Below are 22,009 nucleotides of genomic sequence, written 5' to 3'. Positions count from 1 at the left end.
AGGAGATGACCTTGAAACGACTTCTGATCACAGGGGCTGCCGGTGGGGTCGGGCGTGCGATGCGCCCCCGTCTGCGCGATCTGGCCCAGACGCTTCGACTGGCCGATATGATCGCGATCACCGATGCGGGCGCGCATGAGGAAACCGTGTGCTGCGATCTCAACGATGCGCAGGCCGTGCGCGAGATGGTGCGGGGCTGTGATGGCATCCTGCATCTGGGCGGCAAATCCACCGAAGGGGATTTCGAGACCATTCTCGAGGGCAATATCCGCGGCACCTATAACCTCTACGAGGCGGCGCGGGCCGAAGGGATCTCCCGCGTGCTCTTTGCCTCCTCGAACCATACGATCGGCTTTTACGAGCAGGATCAGCGCCTGAAGACGACCGACCCGATGCGCCCCGACAGCCTCTATGGCGTGTCCAAATGCTTCGGCGAGGCGCTGGCCTCGATGTATCACGACAAATTCGGCATCGAGACCGCCATCGTGCGCATCGGGTCGTGTTTCGAGACGCCCGCCAATCACCGGATGCTCTCGACATGGCTCTCCTATGACGATTTCGCGGCTCTCGTCGCCTGCGTCTTCCGCGCGCCCGAACTCGGCTGCCCCGTGATCTGGGGCGCCTCGGACAATACCGCAGGCTGGTGGCAGGGCATGGGGGCCGACGCCATCGGCTGGCATCCCAAGGACAATGCCGAGAGCTTCCGTGCCGCCGTCGAGGCGATGGGCCCCAAGCCGCCCGCCCATGACCCAAACAGCCGTTATCAGGGCGGCATGTTCACCGCCGAGCCGATCCACCGGCGCGAGGAGGCGGTCCTCTGAGGGCCGCGCCTCCAAAGCTTCCCCAATTCCGAACGAGACGGAGAGTTCACATGAGTTTCACCCCGCATGGCAAACATCTGATCGCAGGCGCATGGATCGGCACCGAGGAGAGCTTTGCCTCCGAGCCCGCGCATGGTCCGGTGCATCGCTTCTCGGTGGGCACGCCCGCGCTTGTCGATCAGGCCTGCAAGGCCGCCGAAGAGGCGTTCTGGAGCTATGGCTATAGCCCGCGCGAGACCCGCGCCGCCTTCCTCGAGACCATCGCCGAGGAGATCGAGGCCCGCGCCGAGGCGATTACCGAGATCGGCACGCAGGAGACCGGCCTCCCGGTGGCGCGGCTTCAGGGCGAGCGGGGGCGCACCACGGGCCAGCTACGCCTCTTTGCCGCCCATATCCGCAAGGGGGAGTATCTCGACCGCCGGATCGACCCCGCCCAGCCCGAGCGCCAGCCTGCCCCGCGCCCCGAGATCCGCCTGATCGAGCGCCCCATCGGCCCCGTGGCGGTGTTTGGTGCCTCCAACTTCCCGCTCGCCTTCTCGACGGCGGGGGGCGATACGGCGGCCGCCCTTGCGGCGGGCTGCCCCGTGGTGGTCAAGGGGCATTCCGCCCATCCCGGCACTGGCGAGATCATCGCCGAGGCGGTGGCTGCGGCGATTGCGCGCTGCGGGCTCGATGCGGGCGTCTTCAGCCTCATTCAGGGCGGCAACCGCCATGTGGGCCAAGCCCTTGTCGAGCATCCCGATATCAAGGCGGTGGGCTTTACCGGCTCGCTGGCAGGCGGGCGGGCGCTGTTTGACCTCTGCGCCAAGCGGCCCGAGCCGATCCCGTTCTTTGGCGAGCTGGGCTCGGTCAATCCGATGTTCGTGCTGCCTGCGGCCCTTGCGGCCAAGGCGGAGGCGCTCGGCGCGGGCTGGGCGGCCTCGCTGAGCATGGGGGCAGGGCAGTTCTGCACCAATCCGGGGATTGCGGTGGTGCCTGCGGGCGCTACGGGCGATGCCTTTGTCGCCGCCACCGCCGAGGCGCTGGCCAAGGTCGGGCCGCAGGTCATGTTGACCCAAGGGATCGCGCGCGCCTATGCCGAGGGCAAGGCACGGTTTGACGCGCGCAATTCGGTCCGGCCGGTGATGACCACCGAAAGCACGGGCCGCGAGGCCAGCCCCAATCTCTACGAGGTCGCGGCAGGGGCTTTCCTCGAGGATCATGCGCTCGGCGAGGAGGTCTTCGGGCCGCTCGGGCTTGTGGTGCGCGTGGGCGCGGCCGAAGAGATGCGCGCTCTGGCCAAGGGCTTCGAGGGGCAGTTGACCGCGACGATCCTGATGGAAGAGGCCGATACCGATCTGGCCCGCGCCCTTCTGCCGGTGCTTGAACGCAAGGCGGGGCGCGTTCTGGTGAACGGCTTCCCGACGGGGGTCGAGGTGGTGGACAGCATGGTGCATGGCGGCCCCTATCCGGCCTCCACCAATTTCGGCGCGACCTCGGTGGGCACACTGGCCATCCGCCGCTTCCTGCGGCCTGTCTCCTACCAGAACCTCCCCGCGGCGCTTTTGGTCGGGGATCTCGTGGCCGCGCCCTGAGAGAGGGGGTCTCGCGCGCGGAGGGCGAGGGGTTAGTCGGCCTCAAAGCCCAGACGCGCGAGACATCCGCGCCCGCGTCGCGCGGCATGGCGATATAGTCCTCGCGCCGTGCGGGGTCGAAGCGGAAGAGCGGGAAGGCGATGGAGAGCGCGCCGACCGACTTGCCCAGATGGTTGCGCAGTGGCACCGCCACACAGCGCACCCCGGCCTCGCTTTCCTCGATTTCCTGTGGGTCGTGCTTTTCGTGGCCATCGCGTGCTGTGCGATTGTGGCCAGACTGGCCTGCCGGTCCTGCGAGAGCGTCTCAAGCACCGCCAACACCTTCAGCACCGGGGCGACATTGCCGGATTTCTGAGCTTTTGCGTCCATCCGGACATTTCTGTAATTCTGAAAAAGTTATAAAAAATCAACCCCTCAGAAGGCATATCAAGTAATTGTTTTTTAATGGGATTTACAAAAATGGATTGACGTTTTGTTTTCTTGAATCTGAATATGGCCCATACTTCCTTAATTCATGAAATGGCGTTCCATAAATATAAAGGATGGGGCTTCGGGAGGAGGTCCGCGGGCTGGGAATGAGCCCCTGGGATCAGGCTTTATGGCCTCTGCCGCTATGCCCGATTGACGGGGCGGGCGCGACCCATGCAGATTATCCATGACTGGTTCGGGGCGCGGCTAGCCGAGGGCACGCCCACCACGGAGGCGATGGCCAAATTCGGCGATCTGGTGGCCGAAAAGACGGGCGGCAAGGTCACGGTGACCTTCTTCCCCGATGGCCGGCTTGGCGGCGAGCGCGAGCTTGTCGGGATGGTCACGATACTGGGGGCGGCCCCGATCGCGTATGGACCAGAGCGAGGTCTATACCTCGATCCAGTAGGGCGTGCTCGATGGCGCCGAGACTAACGAATATGCCCTGACGGTCGCGCCATGGCGAGGTGGCAAAATACTATGGTTACGACATGCATTCCCGATATCGTGCTGATCTTGACGGCGGCGCTGCGCAGGGTTCCCGATCTCTTCATCGGCACCCTCTGCTGCGGGCTTCTGGCGGGGATGGTGGCGTCCGCCGCGTCCTTGAGTGGGTTCGGCCAGCACGTCCATTGCCGTCAATCCAAGCCCCTGCACAACGACCGGCTCCGCAGCCGCAATCGCTTTCCTTCGGCTTTGCAGATCATCGTGTGCGTCATGACCTGTGGGGATAATCAGATCTGAAACATCCACCACACTGCCTTCGGCACAAATCATCGCCAAAGCCACACCAAGATTGCCCGAAGACGCTCCAATCAGCCGTGTTTGCGGACCAATGCGGCCTGCAAGCGCAAGGGCGGAAATCATCCCGCGCGCAGCCTTTATCTTGATAGATCCAGCGGGGTTGAGCGCTTCGATTTTCAAAAATACGCGCGCGGCGCACAGGCCCTGAACTTCAATAAAAGCGCTGTCCGTCAATAGATCGCTCGTCAACTAAACCATTTTCTTTTAAGGATGACTTCGTCACCCAACGCGTTCCACCGGGATCGGACGACCTATGCTGCGGTCAGAAAACAGCCGACAACTTTGATGTAAAAACCATGCAGCTCCGTCTCATTGCAGAAATAGGGTCAGGGGCTTCATAAGCGTGAGGGGCGTGTCTGCGAGTATTCAGTCCAGAGTGGCCACTCAGATACAAGAGTTCTCCGTCTTCAAAATGGTTCCGCTCGATCATACGCTAGGCGGTTGAGCGATGCTTGCTGATTTCAGCCGCGATCTTGCTGACCGGCATTTTACGTTCAGCAGGCCTCTGATCGCGCGTCTTTCACGCAAACTGAGTTCTGCGTGCTCCATGCCCGTTTTCCTTGCTTCTCAGCAAGTCAGGGGGGCGCAACCCGGTCTAGAATGTGTCCAAGGTAATCCTATAAGCCTTATAATCCGTCTTATGTATATTCATTATCGATATAATACCTCAATCTGGTCCTGAAGCAGCCGATCGAGAAGACGGAATATGCGGGGCAATCAGGCGCTTGATCAGACATCCTCAGGCACCGCGACCGGGGTCGACCTGCGCGCAAAGAGCCCAAAAGGCAGTTTCACACGAAGGCTTCCCCAGTCGGCGCGATCTGTCAAAACGGTCCGAAGCGCGTATGATGGGGCCTTGGAAACCCGACAGGCGCCTTTCGGGCCAGGTGGTCGCGGCAGGCCCCCTGTGCATCAAAGGGCTGTGCACCAAAGGGGCCGAGGGCCTGACGGAGGGGGGCGCCGGTTTACTGCCCCGCCTCTCTCTGGTGCCGGATCACCAGAATGGTCACGGCATCCTCGTCGATCCGGTATCGGGCGACATATCCGCTGTCACCGAACTCGATGGGCCATTCCCGAAACTCTTCGGGCAGATCATCGACCATCCGGCCAAGATGGGGGTGCGCGCCAAGGATCTTCACGCCCTGACGAATGGCCTCACCAGCACGGCGGGCCGCATCAGGGTTTTTGGGGCGCAGGAAATCGCGGAGCCGTTGCAGGTCCCGAATGGCTGCGGGGGCAAATCTTACTTGTGGCATTCAGGCGCGGGCAGCTCGTTATCCGTTCCCCAGCTTTCCAGCCAGCGGTCCACCTCTTCCGCCGTTGCGTGAAGGCCCGTCTCTTGGAATTCTTCCCAAGCCTGTGCCGTGTCGCGGCGCAAGGCCTCGCGCTTCTCCTCGCGTTCGACATATTGCGAGATCGCCTCCCGCATGATCCAATGCGGCGTGCGCTGCCGTGCCTGCGCCAGATGCCGAACGCGGCCCTTCATGTCATCATCGAGCTTGATGGATGTTGCCGATGCCATGCGTTCCTCCGTATCGAAAGGTAATACCTTTCGATACCATATGCTATTTCGCGCAGAGTCGTCTAGGGCCAGCTCGCCTGTGACCCCTGATAACCAAAGCCGAGAAGGAATGGTTTGCCCCGCAATCATCGACAGGCAAGCGTGCGCCGTCTTGCGCAGAAGGTCTTCTGCGGCATACGGCCTGTCATGTGGCGCGGCGGGGGCTGTCCGTTTCACGCTTTCGGCAGGGCCGCGAAACTTGCCAGACCGAAAAGGGGGGCCTTGCCGCACAGGGCGTCGAACTGCTGGCGCAGGCCCGCCTCGTCCAGTGCCGTGCCGATCACCACCAGACGGTTTCCGGCCTGCCCCTCGGGCCAGCCCTCCAGCCGCAGATTGGGGTAGAGCCTGTGGCCCACCGCATGCACCACCACCGGACGCGAGGGGTCATCGCGCAGCGCCACCAGCCCCTTGATCCGCAGCAGCCCGTTATCGGGACGGGCGGTCAGGCGCATCAGAAACTGCCGCAGCGCCGTCTCGTCCAGCGGTGCGTCGCTGGTCAGCGGCACCGCCAGCACCTGCCCGTGCCGGTTGAGACTGTGGAAATGGCCGCCCCCCTGCGGTTCCTGCGCGGTTTCGGCGGCCAGCCAGTCCTCGACCTTCTCGCCCTTGCCAAGGGCGGTATAGCTGCCCGGTTGCAGCAGCACGGCCGGATCGAACCCTGCCGCCTGCGTATCATGCACGAGAACCGCGGGGTTCATCGCGCGCAGCGCCTGCGGCAGATCGCCTGCGGGGGCAAGATCGGTTTTGCTCAGCACCACATGATCGGCGAAGGCGATCTGGCGCAGGCTTTCGGGATGGGCCTCCAGCGCGGCCTCGACCCCCAGCACATCGACCACCGTGATCACCCCCGACAGGCGGAAAGCGCGCGCCACGGCATGATCGGCCAGCGACACCGCCGCCAGCCCGCCCGGAATGAGGCTGTTGACGATCGGGGCAGGATCGGCAAGGCCGGTGGTTTCCACGATCACCCGCGCAAAGGGCGGCAGGCTGCCATTGCGCCGACCGACCAGCAATTCGTCCAGCGAGGCGCGCAGGTCGCTGCCGACCGTGCAGCAGATACAGCCCGTCGTGGTGACGGTGGCGCGCGTCTCGCGGCCCTTGCGCACCAGATCATGATCCACCGGCACCAGACCGAATTCGTTGATCACCAGTGCCGAGTCCTGAAACCTCGGGTCCTGTAGCAGGCGGTTGAGCAATGTGGTCTTGCCCGCGCCCAGAAATCCGGTCAGCAGGAAAACGGGGATCTGTTGGGAGGCTCTGGTCATGGAAGGTCCTTTCGCGGTGGGCCGCTTCCGGCCATATGGGCAGAGCGGCGGAAAAGTGCAATCTCCGGCGGTGGTGGCGGGCTTTCAGGCGGTGCTCTCGCCCAGATAGCCCGTGGTCAGAAGATGTTCGGTGAGTGGCACGATGGCCAGCGCGTCACATAGCGCGGCCACCTCGTCATCGGAGAAATCCTGCACGATCATGACGAATCTGCTGTGCCTGTCGGGGGCCTGCCAGCCGGTCAGCGGCAGGGGCGGATGGAAGATATGCTGCACGCCATGCACGGCAAAAGGATAGGCCATATCCTGCAGATGCACGATCCCCTTGAAGCGCAGCACATCCGCGCCCCTGCGCGCCATCAGCACATCCATCCACAGATCGAACCGGCTGGCCGTAAGCGGGGCCTCGACCTCCCAGGACACCGTGCGGATCCGCGACAGGTGCTCGGGGTCGGAAGCCGGCACCCGTGTCGCGATCCATGCGCGCGCCGATACGCCGGACATGCTCTCGGACATGGCCGCATCGAAATGGCCCAGATGCCGCAGCCTGTCGGGGGGAAGGCGGCCCTGCACCACCGGCACGATCTCTGCGGCAGGGTTCAGCCGCGCGATCTGCGGCCGCGGGCTCCGGGCCTGTGGCTGCGCCTCGGGAAGGTCGGTTTTGCTCAGCACGACCAGATCGGCCAGCGCGACCTGCCGCTGTGCGGCGGTGGAGCGGCGCAGGTTGGCCGCCCCTGTCACCGCATCCACCACCGTCACCACCCCGTCCATCCGGTAATGCTCGGCCAGCACGGGGTCGGTCAGCAGCGTGTGCAGGATCGGTGCCGGATCGGCCAGCCCCGTCGTCTCCAGCACCACCCTGTCAAAGCCGATCTCTGCGGCCAGACGGCGCGCGACCAGATCGCGCAGAAGATCGCGCAAATCGCCCCGCAGCGTACAGCACAGGCAACCCGATGGCAGCAGGATGACCTCCTCGGTGCTGGCGCGCATCAGGCTATGATCAATGCCGATCTCACCGAATTCATTCACGATCACCATCGTGTTCGCAAAGGTCTCATGGGCCAGCATCTCTTTGATAAGCGTCGTTTTTCCGCTGCCCAGAAAGCCGGTGATCAGGGTGAGGGGACAGGGGATCGGGGCGGGCATGGCAGGGACTTTCGGGCCGGAAACAGGCGGGGGCCGCGCCGCAGGGGCACAGGGCGCGGGGTCCGAAAACTGTTATAATATAACAAAAGCGACCGCAAGGGGGCGTCGCCGCCGCTAGCGCGCCTGCGGCGCCAGAGCCCCCAGAGGCAGCGACGGGCGCGTTCTCATATGCTCCAGCACGAAAGACGAATTCACGCTGCGCGGACCGGTCCGCGCGGCCAGCTCCTCGTAGAAACGGTCGAAGGCGGCCATGTCGCGCACCAGCACCCGCAGCAGGAAATCATGGCTGCCGGCAAGGCGGTAGACATCGCGGACCGCCTCCATCGCGTCGGTCACGTCCAGAAAGTTCTGGCGCCAGTGCGCGCTATGCTCGGCCGCCTCCACAAAGACGAAAGCGGTCAGATCCAGCCCGAAGGCGCGCGGGTCCAGCACCGCCACACGCCCCCTTATGGTGCCGGCCTCCTCGTGTTTCTGGATCCGTTTCCAGCACGGCGTCTGCGACAGGCCCACACGGTCGGCAATTCTGGCCACCGGCAGGGTGGCATCGGTTTGCAGCAGATCGAGGATCTTCAGATCGATGCGGTCAAATGGCATTTTACCCTCCCCTTTTCGCAAGACATCTCTTGCCCGAAGCAGAGCATGACAGGTTTTTCCTTAATGTCGATCATCTTTATCGTGATTTAGGGATTATGGCTCGCCAAGCCCCGTGCAAGGCTTTAGACTTGCCCCGGCCAAGGGCCATCCGCGCCCCGTCAACGCCGCCAGAGGACCTGCCGCCATGCTGACCCTGAAGACCAAATATGCCCTGAAGGCGCTGGCTGTTCTGGCAGACGAGAAAGCCCTGCCCGAGGCGCAGCCCCTGCGGATCGAGGCCATCGCCACCCGTTCGGGCACGCCGAAACGCTTTCTGGAGCATATCCTGCTGGATCTCAAACGGGCGGGGATCATCGGCAGCCGTCGCGGGCGTCATGGCGGCTACGAGCTGATCAAGGCCGCCGCTCAGGTCTCGCTGGCCGAGGTGCTGCGCCTGATCGACGGCCCGCTGGCCCCGCTGCCCTGCCTGTCGCGCAATGCCTATCGCAAATGCGAGGATTGCGACGAGGCCACCTGCCGCGTGCGGGCGGTGTTTGGCGGCTATTATGCGGCCTATCTGCTGATGATCGAATCGCTGACACTGGCCGATCTGCAAGAAGACGCGCAGCCGCTGGAGCGGTTTTCCCTGCCCCTGCCCCCCGCCGGAGAATAAACTTCTCCCATCGGGGGGCAGAAGGCCGAGGATTTGCTTTTGTAAAACACGACTGACTCTGTCGTAATTGTCGTGTAAACAATCGCAAAGGAGGGTCCCATGACCCGCAGCTATTCGCCCGACCTTCCGCTTTCGGCCCAGATCCGGCCCGACTGGGTGCACGAAATCCCGCCTCCCAGTCCCAGACCCAGTCCCAAACTCCGGCCCAGACCCGCCACGCCAGACCGCAGATCGACGCTGGTGCAATGGGCCTTCGGGGCCGCGCTTTTGGGGCTTGGCATCGTGATGGGCGGCACGCTAGCCCGTGCCGAGACGGCGAAAGAAACGGCGGTCGATATTCTCAATGTCTCTTATGACCCGACGCGGGAATTCTACCGCGATTATAACGAGATGTTCCGCCAGAGCTGGCAGGCGCAGGGCCATCCCGCGCCGATCCTGCGGCAATCGCATGGCGGCTCCGGCGGGCAGGCGCGGGCGGTGATCGACGGGCTGGACGCGACGGTGGTCACGCTGGCGCTTGCCGCCGATATCGACGCGATCGCGGCCCAAAGCGGCAAGATCCCCGCCGACTGGCAAAGCCGCCTGCCCCATCACGCGGCCCCCTATAGCTCGACCATCGTGTTTCTGGTGCGCAAGGGCAATCCCAAGGGGATCAGGGATTGGGACGATCTGGTGCGCGACGGTGTCTCGGTGATCACCCCCAATCCCAAAACCTCCGGCGGAGCGCGCTGGAACGTGCTGGCGGCATGGGCATGGGCGCAGGACCATTACGGCGGCGACACGCCCCGCATGCGCGCCTATCTGAAGGCGCTCTTCGCCCATGTGCCGGTGCTCGATACCGGCGCGCGTGGCGCGACCAACAGCTTTGTGCAGCGCGGGATCGGGGATGTGCTGCTGGCCTGGGAGAACGAGGCCCTTCTGGCACAACAGAAATCCGGCGGGCAGGGGTTCGACATCATCGTGCCGTCGGTCTCCATTCTGGCCGAGCCGCCCGTTGCGGTGGTCACGGGCAATCTGACCTCGCCCGCGCAGGCGCAGGCCGCGCAGGCCTATCTGGAGGGGCTCTATAGCCCCGCCGCACAGGCGCTGGCCATGAAGCACCATTACCGCGCATGGGAGAGTGCGGCCGCCGACCCTGCCGATCTGGCGCAATTCCCGCCGCTCAAACGTGTCCCGATCGACCATTTCGGGGGCTGGCAGAAGGTCCAGCCCGCCTTCTTCGGGCAGGGCGGGATCTTCGACCAGATCTATGAGGATAACTGAGATGCGCGCCCTGCTGTTGCGCAGCTCCCCTTTGCCGGGCTTCGGTCTGGCCGCAGGGGGGATGGTCTGCGCGCTCACGCTTATCGTGCTGCTGCCGCTGGCGGCGCTGCTGGGGCGCGGGGTGGCGATCGGTCCGGTGGAGCTGTGGCAGATGGTCGATACCCGCCGGATCAGGGCGGCGCTGGAGCTGTCTTTCCGCATGGCGGCGCTGGCCTCGCTGTTCAATCTGGTCTTCGGGCTGGCGCTGGCATGGGTGCTGGTGCGCTACCGCTTTGCCGGACGCAGGGCGCTGGATGCGGCGGTCGATCTGCCCTTCGCGCTGCCCACCGCCGTGGCGGGCATCGCCCTGACCACGCTTTACGCCCCGAATGGCGCGCTGGGGCGGATGCTGGCCCCCTTGGGCCTGCAGATCGCCTATAGCCAGACAGGGATCTGCCTTGCGCTGGTCTTTATCGGCCTGCCCTTCGTGGTGCGCACGGTGCAGCCCGTGCTGGAAGAGATCGACCGCACCCTCGAGGAAGCCAGTGCCACGCTCGGGGCCAGCCGTGGCTATACGCTGCGCCATGTGGTGCTGCCGATGCTGGCCCCCGCCCTGATGACGGGCTTTGCCTTGGCGCTGGCGCGCGCGGTGGGGGAATATGGCTCGGTCATCTTCATCGCCGGCAACCTGCCCTTCCATACCGAGATCGCGCCGCTGCTGATCGTCATCAAGCTCGAGGAGTTCGACTATGACGGCGCAAGCGCCATCGGGCTGGCCATGCTGGCGGTCTCTTTCGGGATGCTGCTGGTGATCAACCTGCTGCAACTCTGGGCGCGGCGGCAGGGCTGAGCCCGCCGTCCCGCCGCTACCCCTTCCTCCCTTCCTGCACTGCGAAAGGCGCCTGCCCATGTCCGCTTTCCCGGCCCCCGAGCCCCCGCCGGTCACCACCGAATCCCGACCAACGCGCCTGCTGCTGACCGGCGCGGTGCTGCTGGTCTGTGCCGTGGTGCTGCTGGCACCGCTGGTGCTGGTCTTTGTCGAGGCGCTGCGCGAGGGGGTGGCTGTCGCATGGCGCGCGCTTGGCACGCCCGATGCGCGCTCGGCGATCCGGTTGACGCTGCTGGTCTCGGCGCTGGCCGTGCCGCTGAACGCGCTTGCGGGCCTTGCCACCGCTTGGGCGGTGGCGCGGTTCGACTTTCGCGGCAAGACCCTTGTGATGACACTGATCGACCTGCCCTTCTCGGTCTCGCCGGTGGTGGCGGGGCTGGCGCTGGTGCTGCTGGCGGGGTCGAACGGGCTGCTGGGCGCATGGCTGGCCGCGCATGATCTGCGGCTGATCTTCGCCCTGCCGGGGATTGTCTGGGCCACGCTGTTCATCACCTTTCCCTTTGTCGCCCGCGAGCTGATCCCGATCATGCTCGAACAGGGCGCCGCCGAAGAAGAGGCCGCGCTGACGCTTGGCGCGTCGGGCTGGCGGATGCTGCGCACGGTGACGCTGCCCAATATCCGCTGGGCGCTGCTTTACGGGGTCCTGCTCAGCAATGCCCGCGCGATGGGCGAATTCGGCGCGGTGGCCGTTGTCTCGGGCAAGATCCGTGGCGAGACCACGACGCTGCCGATCATGGTCGAGATGCTGTATAACGAATATCTCTCCACCGCCGCCTTCAGCCTTGCCGCCCTTCTGGCGGGGCTGGCGCTGGTGACGCTTGCCCTGAAATCGCTGCTGGAATGGCGCTATGCCGACATGCTGTCGGCCACCCGCCGCCATTGACCCCTGTCCAACCGGAGAACCGCTATGAGGATCGATATCGAAGATCTCGCCAAGACCTATGGCAATGGACAGCCCGCGCTGCATCCGCTGCGGCTGTCGCTGCCCTCGGGGGCGCTGGTGGCGCTGCTGGGGCCGTCCGGCTCTGGCAAGACCACGCTTCTGCGCCTGCTGGGCGGGCTGGAAACCCCCAGCGCGGGGCAGGTGCGCTTTGACGGGGTGGCGGCCACGGGGCTGTCGGTGCAGGAGCGCCGCGCGGGGTTCGTGTTCCAGCATTATGCGCTGTTCCGCCATATGACGGTGTTCGAGAATATCGCCTACGGGCTGCGGGCGCGGCCCCGCAGGACCCGCCCCGCCCGCGCCGAGATCGACCGTCGGGTGCACCGCCTGCTGGCGCTGATCCGGCTGCCCGAGATCGGCCCGCGCTATCCGGCCCAGCTTTCGGGCGGGCAGCGCCAGCGGGTGGCGCTGGCGCGCGCGCTGGCCATCGAGCCGCGGATGCTGCTGCTGGATGAACCTTTCGGCGCGCTGGATGCGCAGGTGCGCAAGGAATTGCGCCGCAGCCTGCGCCAGATCCATGAGGCGACGGGGCTGACCACGCTGTTTGTGACCCATGATCAGGACGAGGCGATGGAACTGGCCGATCTGGTGGTGGTGATGTCGATGGGCCGGATCGAGCAGATCGGCCCGCCCGCCGAGATCCGCGCGCGTCCTGCCACGGCCTTCGTGCGCGCCTTCCTGACCGCGTGAGGCCCAAGGGTCTGCGCCTCAAGCCTCTGATGCGGCAGGGAAATATGGCACCTCCTACGATGGCATCGCCGCCTGTGCCTTTGGGGGGCACGACTGTCTTGCGTCCACAAATGTTATATTATAACACTTCCGGACATTGAGGCAGCCCGATATGGCAGGAGACACAGATGACGGTCATCACCCCAGACGGCAGGACAGCACCGCCCCCGCGCCCGGCCTGCGCCGCGCAGGAGGGCCCCGTTAGCCCCCCCTCTGGCCCCCCCTCTGGCCCCCCCTCTGGCGCCGTCCGCACAGACCCGCCGGTGATCCGGATCCGGCTGCCCGACGGCTCCCCCCGCGCGCTGGCCGCGCAAAGCACGGGCGCCGATCTGGCCAAGGCCCTCGGCCCCGCATTTGTCCGAGCCAGCGTGGCGGTGCTGGTCAATGACCAGCCCCGCGATCTGGCGGCCCCGCTGCCCGACGGGGCCTCGGTCGAGCTGCTGTCGCGGGACGATCCGCGCGTGCTGGAGCTGATCCGCCATGATCTGGCGCATATTCTGGGCGAGGCGGTGCAAAGGCTCTGGCCCGCCACGAAAGCCGCCATCGGCCCCGCGATCGACCACGGGTTCTATTACGATTTCGACCGTGATCCCCCCTTTACCCCCGAGGATCTGCCGCGGATCGAGGCAGAGATGCGCCAGATCATCGCCGCCCGCACCCCCTTTATCCGCGAGGAATGGCCGCGCGAGAGGGCGCGCGCCCATTTCGCGGCGGCGGGCGAGGCCTACAAACTGGCGCTTCTGGAGGCCATCCCCGAGGGCGCGCCAGTGACGGTTTACCGGCAGGGCGACTGGCTGGACCTGTGCCGCGGACCGCATCTGCGCGATACCGGCGATGCGGGGACCGCCTTCGCGCTGACCCGCGTGGCCGGTGCCTATTGGCGCGGCGATAGTAACAACCCGATGCTCAGCCGGATCTATGGCGTGGCCTTTGCCGACAGGCCCGCGCTGGAGGCGCATATGACCATGCTGGCCGAGGCCGAGACGCGCGATCACCGCCGCTTGGGCCGCGAAATGGATCTGTTCCATTTCGAGGAGGTCGCGCCCGGCGCGGTGTTCTGGCATCCCAAGGGCTGGCGGCTGTTCCAGACGCTGATCACCTATCTGCGCGACCGGCAGGAGCAGGCGGGCTATCAGGAGGTGAACTCGCCCGACATCATGGACCGCGCGCTGTGGGAAACCTCGGGGCACTGGCAGAATTACCGCCAGAACATGTTTCTCGCCAAAACCGAGGATGACCGCGATTATGCGCTCAAGCCGATGAACTGCCCCGGCCATATGCTGATCTACGGGCAGGGGACGAAAAGCTATCGCGATCTGCCGCTGAAGCTGGCCGAATTCGGCAAGGTGCACCGCTATGAACCCTCGGGCGCGCTGCACGGGCTGTTGCGGGTGCGCAGCTTTACCCAGGATGACGCGCATATCTATTGCACGCCCGACCAGCTGACCGCGGAATGCCTGAAGGTCAATGATCTGGTGCTGTCGATCTATCGCGATTTCGGCTTTGAGGAGGTGCGCATCAAGCTGTCCACCCGCCCCGAGAACCGTATCGGCGCGGAGGAAAGCTGGGACCGCGCCGAAAGCGCCCTGCGCGAGGCGCTGGATCAGGCAGGCCATCCCTATACGGTTTTCGAGGGCGAGGGCGCGTTTTACGGGCCGAAGCTCGAATATGTGCTGCGCGATGCGATCGGGCGCGACTGGCAATGCGGCACGCTACAGGTGGATTTCAACCTGCCCGAACGTTTCGGCACGACCTATGTGACGGCGAAAGGCGAAAAAGCCGCCCCCGTCATGCTGCACCGCGCACTTTTCGGCTCGCTCGAACGGTTCACCGGCATCTTGATCGAACATGTCGCGGGCCATCTGCCGCTCTGGCTGGCCCCCGTGCAGGCGGTGGTGGCCACCGTGACCGAGGCCGCCGATGACTGGGCTGTGGAGGTCGCGCAGGCGCTGCGCCAAGCGGGGCTGCGGGTGGAGACCGACCTGCGCAACGAGAAGATCGGCTATAAGGTGCGCGAACATGCCCTGCAGAAGATCCCGTTGCAGATCGTGCTGGGCGGGCGCGAGGCCGCAAACCGCACCCTCACGCTGCGCCGCCACGGCAGCAATGACACGCAGACCCTTGCTCTGGAGGCGGCGGTCGAGACGCTGCTGGCCGCCGCCCGCCCCCCTCGCCATAGCGATGACCACGGAAGGAAAACCCGATGACGATCACCCAAGATGACATCCGCAAGGCCCTGAAAACATGGGGCGATGGCAAGGTCGCCATTTCAAGGGCCTATGCGGAGGGCGGCATCGAGGCCGCGCGCAAGGTGGCCTCGGCCAATATCGATGCCTATTACGGCTATGATCTGGGGCCGGTGCTGTTCAAGCCCACAATGGCCGGCGGCGACCAGACTTTCCGCCCCACCAAAGCGGGCGCTCTGGCCTATTTCTGCGGGCACTCGCAGGAATACCCCAATGATAACGGCTTCGCGATCATGGGCTGGGTCTCGACCGAAAGCATCACGTCTGCCAGCTTTATCCAAGGCGATGTGGCGATGTGGATGGGCTGGATCAAGCTGACCAACAGGGACGGCTCGGTGACCACGGTCGACAAGAGCTTCGGCTACCGGCGCGATCGCATGGGGGCCTTGCGGATCGTGCTGCACCACTCCTCGCTGCCCTATCAGCCCTGACGATCGCCCTGCCTTTGATCCCCTGTTTCCTGCCCAAACCAACCCCCGAGGCCTTTCCCATGACACAACCGGATTTCCACACACGCCGCTCCGTGGCGCAGGTCGAGGAGGGCACGCAACTGGCCCCGAAATTCGACCGCGACGGGCTTCTGCCCTGTATCACGACCGATGCGCAAAGCGGCGAGCTGCTGATGCTGGGCTGGATGGATGCCGATGCGCTGCGCCGCACGCTCTGCACGGGCGAGGCCCATTATTTCAGCCGCGCGCGGGGCTGTCTGTGGCACAAAGGCGCCAGCTCCGGCCTTGTGCAGCAGGTGGTCGAGGCGCGGATCGACGACGATCAGGATGCGCTCTGGCTGCGGGTCAGGGTCGCGGGGTCGGGGGCGTCGTGCCATGTGGGCTACCGCTCGTGCTTCTATCGCGCGGTGCCGCTGCGGGCCGAGGCCGGTGCGCCGCTGGTCTTTACCGAATCCCGCAAGACCTTCGAGCCGCAGGAGGTTTATGGCGATGCCCCGACCCCCACACGGTTGTGACGGCGCCAGCACGGATCGCCTGTGGATGCGGCGCGCGCTGGATCTGGGCGCGCGTCGGCGCGGGCGGGTCTGACCCAACCCGCCGGTGGGCTGCGTGACCGTGCGCGGGGGGCGAGCCGTCGCCGGGGCCGTCCCCATGCCGGTGGCCGTCCCCATGCCGAACGTCAGGCCGTTGTGCTGGCCGGACCGCGTGCCAGGGGGGCGACGCTCTATGTCACCTTGGAACCCTGCTGCCACTGGGGCGTGACGCCGCCCTGCACCGACGCGATCATCGCCTCTGGCATCTCGCGCGGGGTCTGTGCCCTGCGCGACCCCGATCGCGGGTCAATGCGCTGCTGCGCGCGTCGGAGCGGCAGGTGTAGCGGTTCACCGCGCGGGAGGGGCTGCGCCGCAGGAGCTTCCCCCTGACCGGCCAAGGCCCACAACCGCCCCGTCTTGTGGCCCACCTTCTGGACCCTCTGGCGGGGCTCGGGCTGACCTCGGTGGCAATCGCACGGCAGGACCCTCTGGCGGCGGGGCTCGTTGCGGCCCTGCCCCGCGCCTGCCCCCCCCCACACCGTCCCCGCACAGCCCCGTCAGGCGGTGATCTGTCCACCATATGACAGGCGCGCGGCATTTGCCTTGCCCGAAGCGGCGCGATGCGGCGCCATCTGCGCGGGGGTGGCCCGATGCTCCGGGGAGGGAGCGGCCCGCACCCGTTACTGTCATACTGGGGAGGAACACCATGACATCCGATATCGACCGTCGCCAGATCCTGCGCGCGGGCGCGGCCCTTGCCGCGACGACCCTGCTGGGACCGCTGGCCACGCCCGCCCGTGCCAGCACCGCCCACCCCCCGATCTCGCTTTATGCCGGATCGTGGAACTGGAAAGGCGGCAAGCGCAGCTTCGTGCAGTATGCCTTCGATCCCGAGACCGGCACGCTGACGGAGCTCCGCCATGTCACCGACAGCTATAGCGTCGGCAGCGTCACCATAGATGCCCGGACGCGCACCCTCTACCTTGCCGACGAGGACGACCACCAGCCGGATTTCCGCGTGGGCGGGGGCGGCACCATCGCGCCCTTCCGGATCGATCCGGCCACGGGCGATCTGACCGCGCTGCCGGTCCAGCGCGCCTTCGGGGCCAACCCGTCGATGATGGCGGTCGATCCCAGCGGCAAATTCATGGTGGTCTCCATTCATGGCAGCGGCGACCCGCTGACCAAGATCGTGGAACGGGTGCCCCATGTCTATGATATTGCGATCGATATGCCGGAAAGCTCGATCAACCTGTTTCCGCTGAATGCCGATGGCACAGTGGCGGCGCCGGTCGATGTGTTCCATACCAAGCCGCAGGACCCCGCCGAAAACCAGCGCGTCTCGCACCCGCATTGCGTGGTCTTTGCCCCCGATGCGGATTTCTTCATCAGCTGCGACAAGGGGCGCGATGTCATCTACTCGATGCGCATCGATGCGCAAAAGGGCCGTCTGGTGCAGGCCGCCGCCCCGTTCCGCTTCGAGGCCGGCGCGATGCCGCGCTATGCGCGGTTCAACCCCGATCACGGGCTGGTCTATGTGAATTTCGAACGCGCCAATGAAATCGCGGTGCTGCGCTATGACAGCACGGGGCGGCTCGAGCGGGTCGGGCAGGCCCCCGTGGTGCCCGAGGCCCTGCTGGACAAGATCCCCCTTGGCGGGCATTTCGAACAGCAGGATATGCGGCTGCATCCCAACGGGCGCTTCCTCTATAGCGTCGCGCGCGGCTCGCGCGATTACATGCAGGGGGGCAAGCGCCATTACGAACACGGTTTCGATGGCGTCTCGGTCTTCGGCATCGATCCCGAGACAGGGATGCTGTCGCCCCTGCAAACGCTCGAACTCGAGGCCCATTGGCCGCGCGGCTGTGCGCTCAGCCCCGACGGGCGTTTCCTCATCGTGCCCTGCCTCTATAGCGACGAGATCCTGACGCTGGCCGTGGCCGAGGATGGCACGCTGTCGCAGGTGTCACGGGTGGCGCAGAACGCCGCCGCCAATGTGACCTTCCTCAGCCTCTAGGGCCACCGGCCGCCACGGGCCGCCACGGGCGGGCCCATGCCGTGAGTGCCGTGCGGTGGCTTGTGCCGTGGCGATGCGCCCCCCTTGTGAGGGGCGCAGACCGGCTGCCCCTTTGGTGGCTCCGAGGGGCGGCCAGTCCTCACATCCCCGCGCAGGCCCTCCGGCTCTGGCGCATGGGCCGGTCGAGGCAGAACACCACCCGCGCCTTCTGCTCCGCAAGCAGACGCAGGCCGCAGGCGGTCAGCGTCCTACAGGCCGCGTGATTGCTGCGCGCGACCTGTGCCAGTGCCAAGGGCGCCCCGTCCTCGGGAAGCTGGCCGAGCGCGCGCTGCAGGGCGCGCGCCCCCCAACCCTGCCCCCGCAGGCGGCCCGAGAGGAAAAAGCCGAACTGGAGCGCGGCGGGATGGTAGATCAGCGCGAATCCCGCTTCGGGGTCTGCAACCGGCTCCCCAGTCCTTGGTGCCGCAATCCTTGGTGCCGCAGTCCTGGGCGCCGCAGCCCACCAGACAAGGCTCTGGCCCCCGTCTACCACGCCGGGGGCAAGCCAGTCGCGCAGCTCGGGGGCGATCGGCGCGCTGGCCAGAAAGGTGTCAGCGCGCGACCAATAGGCAGGCCAGCTTTCGGGCCGACCCTCAGGCCAGTCCTCAGACCAGTCCTCGGGCCAGCTTTCGGGCCAGCTTTCGGGGGGCCGCGCCACTAGCGGGCGGCCCATTCCGCTTCGAGCGCCGTGCAATAGGCCTCCATCTCCGCCATCGGCAGCTCATCGATCAGGAACCGCCGTGCCGCCTCGGCCACGGCATCGGCCACCTGCGGGTCGGTCGCGGCAATCAGCACCAGCTCCTCCATCCGGTCGGTCGCGGGGGCGGGCTGACCGCCCGTTGGCAGATCCCAGCCGGGCGGTTGCTGGCGGATCGAGACCGCCGCGAACAGCGGGCTTTCCGGCGCGACATCCTCTTCCGGCGGGTCGTTGTAAAGCAGCTTGAGGCCACGGCCCTTCTGCGGCAGCCAGACGTTCAGCAGGGTCGGCGTGCCAAAATGCCCGACATCCTGATCGGCCTCGGCCAGAGGCACCACCTGCGCGCTGAGGTCGGCGCCAAGCGCCGCCTGCAGGACCGCAGGCCAGTACAGCTCCAGCAGAAGGAACTCTGCCGTATTGGTGCGGAAGCCGGAAAACGGAAAGCTTGCCAAAGCTTCGATGGCGTGACGGTCCATGCGTTACCCTATGAAATTCGGCGAACAGCCGTAATTGTCGAGATCCAGTCGCTTGCCCCCCTTGCGGTCGGAGGCCGGAAAGGACCTCTGGCCCAAGGGCGGGCGGTTCTGGAGATAGCGTTCAAGCTGCTCTTTGGCCTTGACGCGGATTTTCTGCTGGTTCTTGTTCAGCATCGCCCATGTCGCCCCCGACAGCGCGATCCCTTCGGCACGGGTGACCGGCGCGGCGGTCTTCACCAAAGTGGGAGCGCCGATGGTCGAGGCCGAGGAGCCGCCGCAATCCTCGCCCTGCGCATGGACATGCGCGGTCCAGGGGCGGTCGCATTTCTTGGTCTGGGTGTCGGTGCCGGTGGCGGGCACGCTGTCCGAGCGGTCGCGGGTCGCGGCAAACCAGGCCACGGTCACCACCGCCAGCACCGCCCAGCCCGGCGGGCCCGCGACTGTCAAAGGTAAGGCTGCTGCCCCCATTTTGGGTGTCTCCTCAGCTGGACATCATCTGATAGGCGCTGATCAGCTGCCGCGCCTTGGCACGCCCCGACAGGAAGGGATTGCGTGTGGCATAGAAAAAGGCCGGTTCGCGCAGAAGATCAAGACCGGTCATCAGGATGATCGACACGATGGCCGCGGCCTGACGCAAATCACGGATGCCCAGCCGCCAGAGGTCTTTCACCAGACCGAAGCGCCGGACCCTGTCCAGCCGCTCGAATTGCAGGTGCAGCGCCATATCCTCCTTGTGCAGGAAGGCGCTGATCTCGCGGCCCAGCCCGTCGATCTGCACAAGCGGCACCCAGCGGGCGGCGGCCTGACGCAGGGGGGCGGTGCAGAGCAGCGCGGGCCCGCGCGGCTGCGGGGCAAAGCCCAGCATAAGCAGGTGATCGCGCAGCGGCGGCTGATAGAGCACCGCCCGCAGCGCCTCGCCCGCGAAGGCGCGGCCAAAGGCGGGGTCGCTGTGCAGCAGCGGGCGCAGACCATGCAGCACCGAGGGCACATAGAAGCGGAAATACTGCCACCCGCCGGTCTCGGTCTGCAGCATCGTCAGTTTGCGCAGATGCGCGCGCAGGTCGTCGATGTCCAGCGGCGAGACGAACAGGCTGGCCGCGTTGCGCCCCCAAAGCGGGCCAGGCACGCCCGTGCGGGCGAAAAGCGCGCGGGTCAGGCGGTCGGGCGGGGCAAGGCGCACCAGCATCGGCGCCACCTCGGCCAACTCGTTTTCCTTGCGGCCCTGCAGGAGCGAGCGGCAGTCCAGCCCCGTGGCCTCGACCCTCATCCGCAGATTGGGCGTGGCGGCCCCGTCAAGCACCGCATAGAGATGGTGGCCTTGGGCCAGCAGCGGGGCCAGCGCCGCCCCGACCGCAGGCGGCAGATCACCGGAGGGCAGCGGCCCCCCGTCTGCCAGTGGCGGGCAGGCCAGTGGCAGGCAGGCAAAAGACAGCGCAGGCGATGGCTGCGCCGGATCGGCAGGGCCGTCTTGCGGCAGGGACAGCCGCTGCCAGAAATCATCTTCGTCATCGGGCGACATCGGGGAACTGCCTGTAAAACCTTGCCTGTCTCTTGCCTGTCCATGTCCCGCAAAGCCGGCCCCGAAGCGGCCGCATTTTCAGGCGACAGGATCAACTGCTGGCTGAAATACGCGCCGCTTGCAAGCGCCTTTTTCAGGGCGCTCCGGAGGGGCCAGCGGGACGGGATCAGTGGGACGGGGCTTTGAGAAGGGCCCCCGATACGCCTCTTGCAGCCGCACCGCAGGGGAAGGGCGGCGCAGGGGCCCCCTTCCCGCGCGGAAACGCGCCACTCAGCGCAGGGCGTCGGGCCGGGACAGGCGCTCCAGCAGTGCCAGCTCCGCCCCGGTCAGCGCGATGCCCTCTGCCAGCGCCTGTGCGCGGGCCTTGAAGCGGCGCTGCGAGGGCAGGCGCGCGCCCTGATCCTCGATCGCGCCCAGCAGCCGCTCCGCCTCGGCAATCGGGTCGCGCCCCGAACGGGCGGCAAAACGCGCCGGATCAAAGGCAAGGATCAGCGCCCCGTGGCGCGGCAGAAGATCGCCCGTGCCCATGAAGTCCAGCGCCTCGCGGCTCATGAATTCGCCCAGCATCGCGCCTGCCAGCAATTCGATCATCGTGGCAATGGCCGAGCCCTTATGCCCGCCAAAGGGCAGCATCGCGCCCGCCAGCGCCGCGTCGGGGTCGGTCGTCGGGCGGCCCTCGGTGTCGATGGCCCAGCCCTCGGGGATCGGCGTGCCCGCGCGGCGGTGCAGCTCGATCTCGCCGCGCGCGGCCACCGAGGTGGCGAAATCCACCACATAGGGATGCGCGCCCTTGCGCGGGAACCCGAAGGCAAAGGGATTGGTCCCGAACAGCGGCACTTTCCCGCCCGACGGGGCCACGAACGCATAGCTCGGGCACATCGACAGCCCCGCCAGCCCCTCTTCGGCCAGCGCCTCGACATCATGCCATAATGCCGAGAAATGCAGGCAGTCGCGGATCACCAGCGCCGCCAGACCGTAGTCGCGCGCCCGTGCCACCAGCGCCGCCTTGCCCGCATTGAACGAGGCCGGTGCGAAACCGCCGCCCGCATCCACCTCGACAATGGCCCCGCCCGCGTCCTGCACCACCGGCACCGACACCCCCGAGGCCTTGCCCGCCGCAAGCACCTTCAGGCAGCCCTCCAGCCGGTAAAGACCATGCGATTTGCAGTGATCGCGCTCGCCCGCCACAATCACATGGGCCACGGCCTGCGCGTTGGGCGCGCTCATGCCATGCGCAAGCAGGATCGTCTCCACGCGGCGCTCCAGCGCCTCGACCGTCACGGTCTGCATCTGTTCCATCAGGGTCTCCTTGCCGGTCACCGCGACAGGCGGCGCCTCATCATGTTCAAGC

The 22,009-nt window shown here is 66.3% G+C and carries 22 protein-coding genes and 4 pseudogenes; 14 read left to right on the top strand and 12 right to left on the bottom strand.

What is annotated here, in order from left to right; genetic code table 11:
- Positions 1-11 precede the first annotated feature (11 nt).
- Both WDB88_RS17715 and WDB88_RS17710 read left to right on the top strand, forming a co-directional pair.
- Positions 12-821 (top strand): NAD(P)-dependent oxidoreductase, encoded by an 810-nt coding sequence (locus WDB88_RS17715; protein WP_339110060.1) that lies wholly within the window; start codon positions 12-14, stop codon positions 819-821.
- 50 nt (positions 822-871) lie between these two features.
- A complete protein-coding gene (locus WDB88_RS17710) occupies positions 872-2,395 on the top strand; it encodes an aldehyde dehydrogenase (NADP(+)) (protein WP_339110059.1) in 1,524 nt (507 codons plus the stop codon).
- Positions 2,396-2,462: 67 nt separating this feature from the next.
- Here the strand turns inward: WDB88_RS17710 and WDB88_RS17705 are convergent.
- Positions 2,463-2,618 (bottom strand): annotated as a pseudogene (locus WDB88_RS17705) (IclR family transcriptional regulator C-terminal domain-containing protein); the annotation flags it as partial.
- A gap of 341 nt (positions 2,619-2,959) precedes the next feature.
- Here WDB88_RS17705 and WDB88_RS17700 point away from each other — a divergent pair.
- A pseudogene (locus WDB88_RS17700) lies at positions 2,960-3,091 on the top strand (glycoside hydrolase family 105 protein); the annotation flags it as partial.
- A gap of 3 nt (positions 3,092-3,094) precedes the next feature.
- Positions 3,095-3,403, top strand: a pseudogene (locus WDB88_RS17695) (hypothetical protein); the annotation flags it as partial.
- 234 nt (positions 3,404-3,637) lie between these two features.
- Here the strand turns inward: WDB88_RS17695 and WDB88_RS17690 are convergent.
- The 6 genes and pseudogenes from WDB88_RS17690 to WDB88_RS17665 all read right to left on the bottom strand — a co-directional run.
- Positions 3,638-3,841: pseudogene (locus WDB88_RS17690) on the bottom strand (pyridoxal-phosphate dependent enzyme); the annotation flags it as partial.
- Between the two features lie 791 nt (positions 3,842-4,632).
- Complete coding sequence (locus WDB88_RS17685; protein WP_330628260.1) at positions 4,633-4,923, bottom strand: type II toxin-antitoxin system RelE/ParE family toxin; 291 nt, start codon at positions 4,921-4,923, stop codon at positions 4,633-4,635.
- Complete coding sequence (locus tag WDB88_RS17680) at positions 4,911-5,189, bottom strand: CopG family ribbon-helix-helix protein (RefSeq protein WP_330628259.1); 279 nt, start codon at positions 5,187-5,189, stop codon at positions 4,911-4,913. Before WDB88_RS17680 ends, WDB88_RS17685 begins: the two co-directional genes overlap by 13 nt.
- Positions 5,190-5,401: 212 nt before the next feature.
- Positions 5,402-6,493: a GTP-binding protein gene (locus WDB88_RS17675; RefSeq protein ID WP_330628258.1), complete on the bottom strand. Its 1,092-nt coding sequence runs from the start codon at positions 6,491-6,493 to the stop codon at positions 5,402-5,404.
- A gap of 84 nt (positions 6,494-6,577) precedes the next feature.
- Entirely contained in the window at positions 6,578-7,636 is a 1,059-nt protein-coding gene (locus tag WDB88_RS17670) for a GTP-binding protein (protein WP_339110058.1), read from the bottom strand.
- 114 nt (positions 7,637-7,750) lie between these two features.
- The gene (locus WDB88_RS17665) at positions 7,751-8,230 is read right to left on the bottom strand and encodes an Lrp/AsnC family transcriptional regulator (RefSeq protein ID WP_339110057.1); all 480 of its coding nucleotides are present in this window, start codon (positions 8,228-8,230) and stop codon (positions 7,751-7,753) included.
- 184 nt (positions 8,231-8,414) lie between these two features.
- Between WDB88_RS17665 and WDB88_RS17660 the strand changes: the two genes are divergently transcribed.
- From WDB88_RS17660 to WDB88_RS17615, 10 genes are all read left to right on the top strand, one after another.
- Entirely contained in the window at positions 8,415-8,882 is a 468-nt protein-coding gene (locus WDB88_RS17660) for an Rrf2 family transcriptional regulator (protein ID WP_330628255.1), read from the top strand.
- Between the two features lie 285 nt (positions 8,883-9,167).
- The gene (locus tag WDB88_RS17655; protein ID WP_330628307.1) at positions 9,168-10,145 is read left to right on the top strand and encodes a sulfate ABC transporter substrate-binding protein; all 978 of its coding nucleotides are present in this window, start codon (positions 9,168-9,170) and stop codon (positions 10,143-10,145) included.
- 1 nt (position 10,146) lies between these two features.
- Entirely contained in the window at positions 10,147-10,974 is an 828-nt protein-coding gene (cysT, locus tag WDB88_RS17650; protein ID WP_330628306.1) for a sulfate ABC transporter permease subunit CysT, read from the top strand.
- Between the two features lie 58 nt (positions 10,975-11,032).
- Positions 11,033-11,896, top strand: coding sequence for a sulfate ABC transporter permease subunit CysW (gene cysW / locus WDB88_RS17645; protein ID WP_339110131.1), 864 nt, complete (start codon positions 11,033-11,035; stop codon positions 11,894-11,896).
- A gap of 24 nt (positions 11,897-11,920) precedes the next feature.
- A complete protein-coding gene (locus WDB88_RS17640; protein WP_339110130.1) occupies positions 11,921-12,643 on the top strand; it encodes an ATP-binding cassette domain-containing protein in 723 nt (240 codons plus the stop codon).
- 302 nt (positions 12,644-12,945) lie between these two features.
- Entirely contained in the window at positions 12,946-14,889 is a 1,944-nt protein-coding gene (gene thrS / locus WDB88_RS17635; protein WP_339110129.1) for a threonine--tRNA ligase, read from the top strand.
- Positions 14,886-15,359 carry a phosphoribosyl-AMP cyclohydrolase gene (locus WDB88_RS17630; protein WP_330628251.1) on the top strand — a complete coding sequence of 158 codons (474 nt, stop codon included), beginning with the start codon at positions 14,886-14,888 and terminating at the stop codon, positions 15,357-15,359. Before thrS ends, WDB88_RS17630 begins: the two co-directional genes overlap by 4 nt.
- A 59-nt stretch (positions 15,360-15,418) precedes the next feature.
- Positions 15,419-15,892, top strand: coding sequence for a phosphoribosyl-AMP cyclohydrolase (gene hisI, locus WDB88_RS17625; protein WP_330628250.1), 474 nt, complete (start codon positions 15,419-15,421; stop codon positions 15,890-15,892).
- A gap of 21 nt (positions 15,893-15,913) precedes the next feature.
- On the top strand, positions 15,914-16,300 hold the full coding sequence (locus tag WDB88_RS17620; protein WP_339110128.1) for a hypothetical protein: 387 nt from the start codon (positions 15,914-15,916) through the stop codon (positions 16,298-16,300).
- 316 nt (positions 16,301-16,616) lie between these two features.
- Entirely contained in the window at positions 16,617-17,927 is a 1,311-nt protein-coding gene (locus tag WDB88_RS17615) for a beta-propeller fold lactonase family protein (protein WP_330628249.1), read from the top strand.
- 139 nt (positions 17,928-18,066) lie between these two features.
- On the opposite strand, the gene WDB88_RS17610 is transcribed toward WDB88_RS17615, so the two are convergent.
- The 5 genes from WDB88_RS17610 to WDB88_RS17590 all read right to left on the bottom strand — a co-directional run bounded on the left by WDB88_RS17610 (position 18,067) and on the right by WDB88_RS17590 (position 21,957).
- The gene (locus WDB88_RS17610) at positions 18,067-18,639 is read right to left on the bottom strand and encodes a hypothetical protein (protein WP_339110127.1); all 573 of its coding nucleotides are present in this window, start codon (positions 18,637-18,639) and stop codon (positions 18,067-18,069) included.
- Positions 18,624-19,139 (bottom strand): hypothetical protein, encoded by a 516-nt coding sequence (locus WDB88_RS17605; RefSeq protein WP_339110126.1) that lies wholly within the window; start codon positions 19,137-19,139, stop codon positions 18,624-18,626. The genes WDB88_RS17610 and WDB88_RS17605 overlap by 16 nt, the downstream gene beginning before the upstream one ends.
- A gap of 3 nt (positions 19,140-19,142) precedes the next feature.
- Positions 19,143-19,586, bottom strand: coding sequence for a hypothetical protein (locus WDB88_RS17600; protein ID WP_339110125.1), 444 nt, complete (start codon positions 19,584-19,586; stop codon positions 19,143-19,145).
- Between the two features lie 34 nt (positions 19,587-19,620).
- A complete protein-coding gene (locus WDB88_RS17595) occupies positions 19,621-20,658 on the bottom strand; it encodes a DUF4123 domain-containing protein (protein ID WP_339110124.1) in 1,038 nt (345 codons plus the stop codon).
- Between the two features lie 270 nt (positions 20,659-20,928).
- A complete protein-coding gene (locus WDB88_RS17590; protein WP_339110123.1) occupies positions 20,929-21,957 on the bottom strand; it encodes an Ldh family oxidoreductase in 1,029 nt (342 codons plus the stop codon).
- Positions 21,958-22,009: the final 52 nt, after the last annotated feature.

Source organism: Thioclava sp. GXIMD4216 (assembly GCF_037949285.1).
GTDB lineage: Bacteria > Pseudomonadota > Alphaproteobacteria > Rhodobacterales > Rhodobacteraceae > Thioclava > Thioclava litoralis.
The sequence above is the reverse complement of the archived record's forward strand: the minus strand, read 5'-3'. Positions and strand labels throughout refer to the sequence as shown.

Coding starts and splice junctions, on each gene's coding strand:
- WDB88_RS17710 (WP_339110059.1), top strand. CDS start 872: ATGAGTTTCACCCCGCATGGCAAACATCTGATCGCAGGCGCATGGATC.
- WDB88_RS17685 (WP_330628260.1), bottom strand. CDS start 4,923: ATGCCACAAGTAAGATTTGCCCCCGCAGCCATTCGGGACCTGCAACGG.
- WDB88_RS17680 (WP_330628259.1), bottom strand. CDS start 5,189: ATGGCATCGGCAACATCCATCAAGCTCGATGATGACATGAAGGGCCGC.
- WDB88_RS17675 (WP_330628258.1), bottom strand. CDS start 6,493: ATGACCAGAGCCTCCCAACAGATCCCCGTTTTCCTGCTGACCGGATTT.
- WDB88_RS17670 (WP_339110058.1), bottom strand. CDS start 7,636: ATGCCCGCCCCGATCCCCTGTCCCCTCACCCTGATCACCGGCTTTCTG.
- WDB88_RS17665 (WP_339110057.1), bottom strand. CDS start 8,230: ATGCCATTTGACCGCATCGATCTGAAGATCCTCGATCTGCTGCAAACC.
- WDB88_RS17660 (WP_330628255.1), top strand. CDS start 8,415: ATGCTGACCCTGAAGACCAAATATGCCCTGAAGGCGCTGGCTGTTCTG.
- WDB88_RS17655 (WP_330628307.1), top strand. CDS start 9,168: ATGGGCGGCACGCTAGCCCGTGCCGAGACGGCGAAAGAAACGGCGGTC.
- cysT (WP_330628306.1), top strand. CDS start 10,147: ATGCGCGCCCTGCTGTTGCGCAGCTCCCCTTTGCCGGGCTTCGGTCTG.
- cysW (WP_339110131.1), top strand. CDS start 11,033: ATGTCCGCTTTCCCGGCCCCCGAGCCCCCGCCGGTCACCACCGAATCC.
- WDB88_RS17640 (WP_339110130.1), top strand. CDS start 11,921: ATGAGGATCGATATCGAAGATCTCGCCAAGACCTATGGCAATGGACAG.
- WDB88_RS17630 (WP_330628251.1), top strand. CDS start 14,886: ATGACGATCACCCAAGATGACATCCGCAAGGCCCTGAAAACATGGGGC.
- hisI (WP_330628250.1), top strand. CDS start 15,419: ATGACACAACCGGATTTCCACACACGCCGCTCCGTGGCGCAGGTCGAG.
- WDB88_RS17615 (WP_330628249.1), top strand. CDS start 16,617: ATGACATCCGATATCGACCGTCGCCAGATCCTGCGCGCGGGCGCGGCC.
- WDB88_RS17610 (WP_339110127.1), bottom strand. CDS start 18,639: ATGGGCCGCCCGCTAGTGGCGCGGCCCCCCGAAAGCTGGCCCGAAAGC.
- WDB88_RS17605 (WP_339110126.1), bottom strand. CDS start 19,139: ATGGACCGTCACGCCATCGAAGCTTTGGCAAGCTTTCCGTTTTCCGGC.
- WDB88_RS17595 (WP_339110124.1), bottom strand. CDS start 20,658: ATGTCGCCCGATGACGAAGATGATTTCTGGCAGCGGCTGTCCCTGCCG.
- WDB88_RS17590 (WP_339110123.1), bottom strand. CDS start 21,957: ATGGAACAGATGCAGACCGTGACGGTCGAGGCGCTGGAGCGCCGCGTG.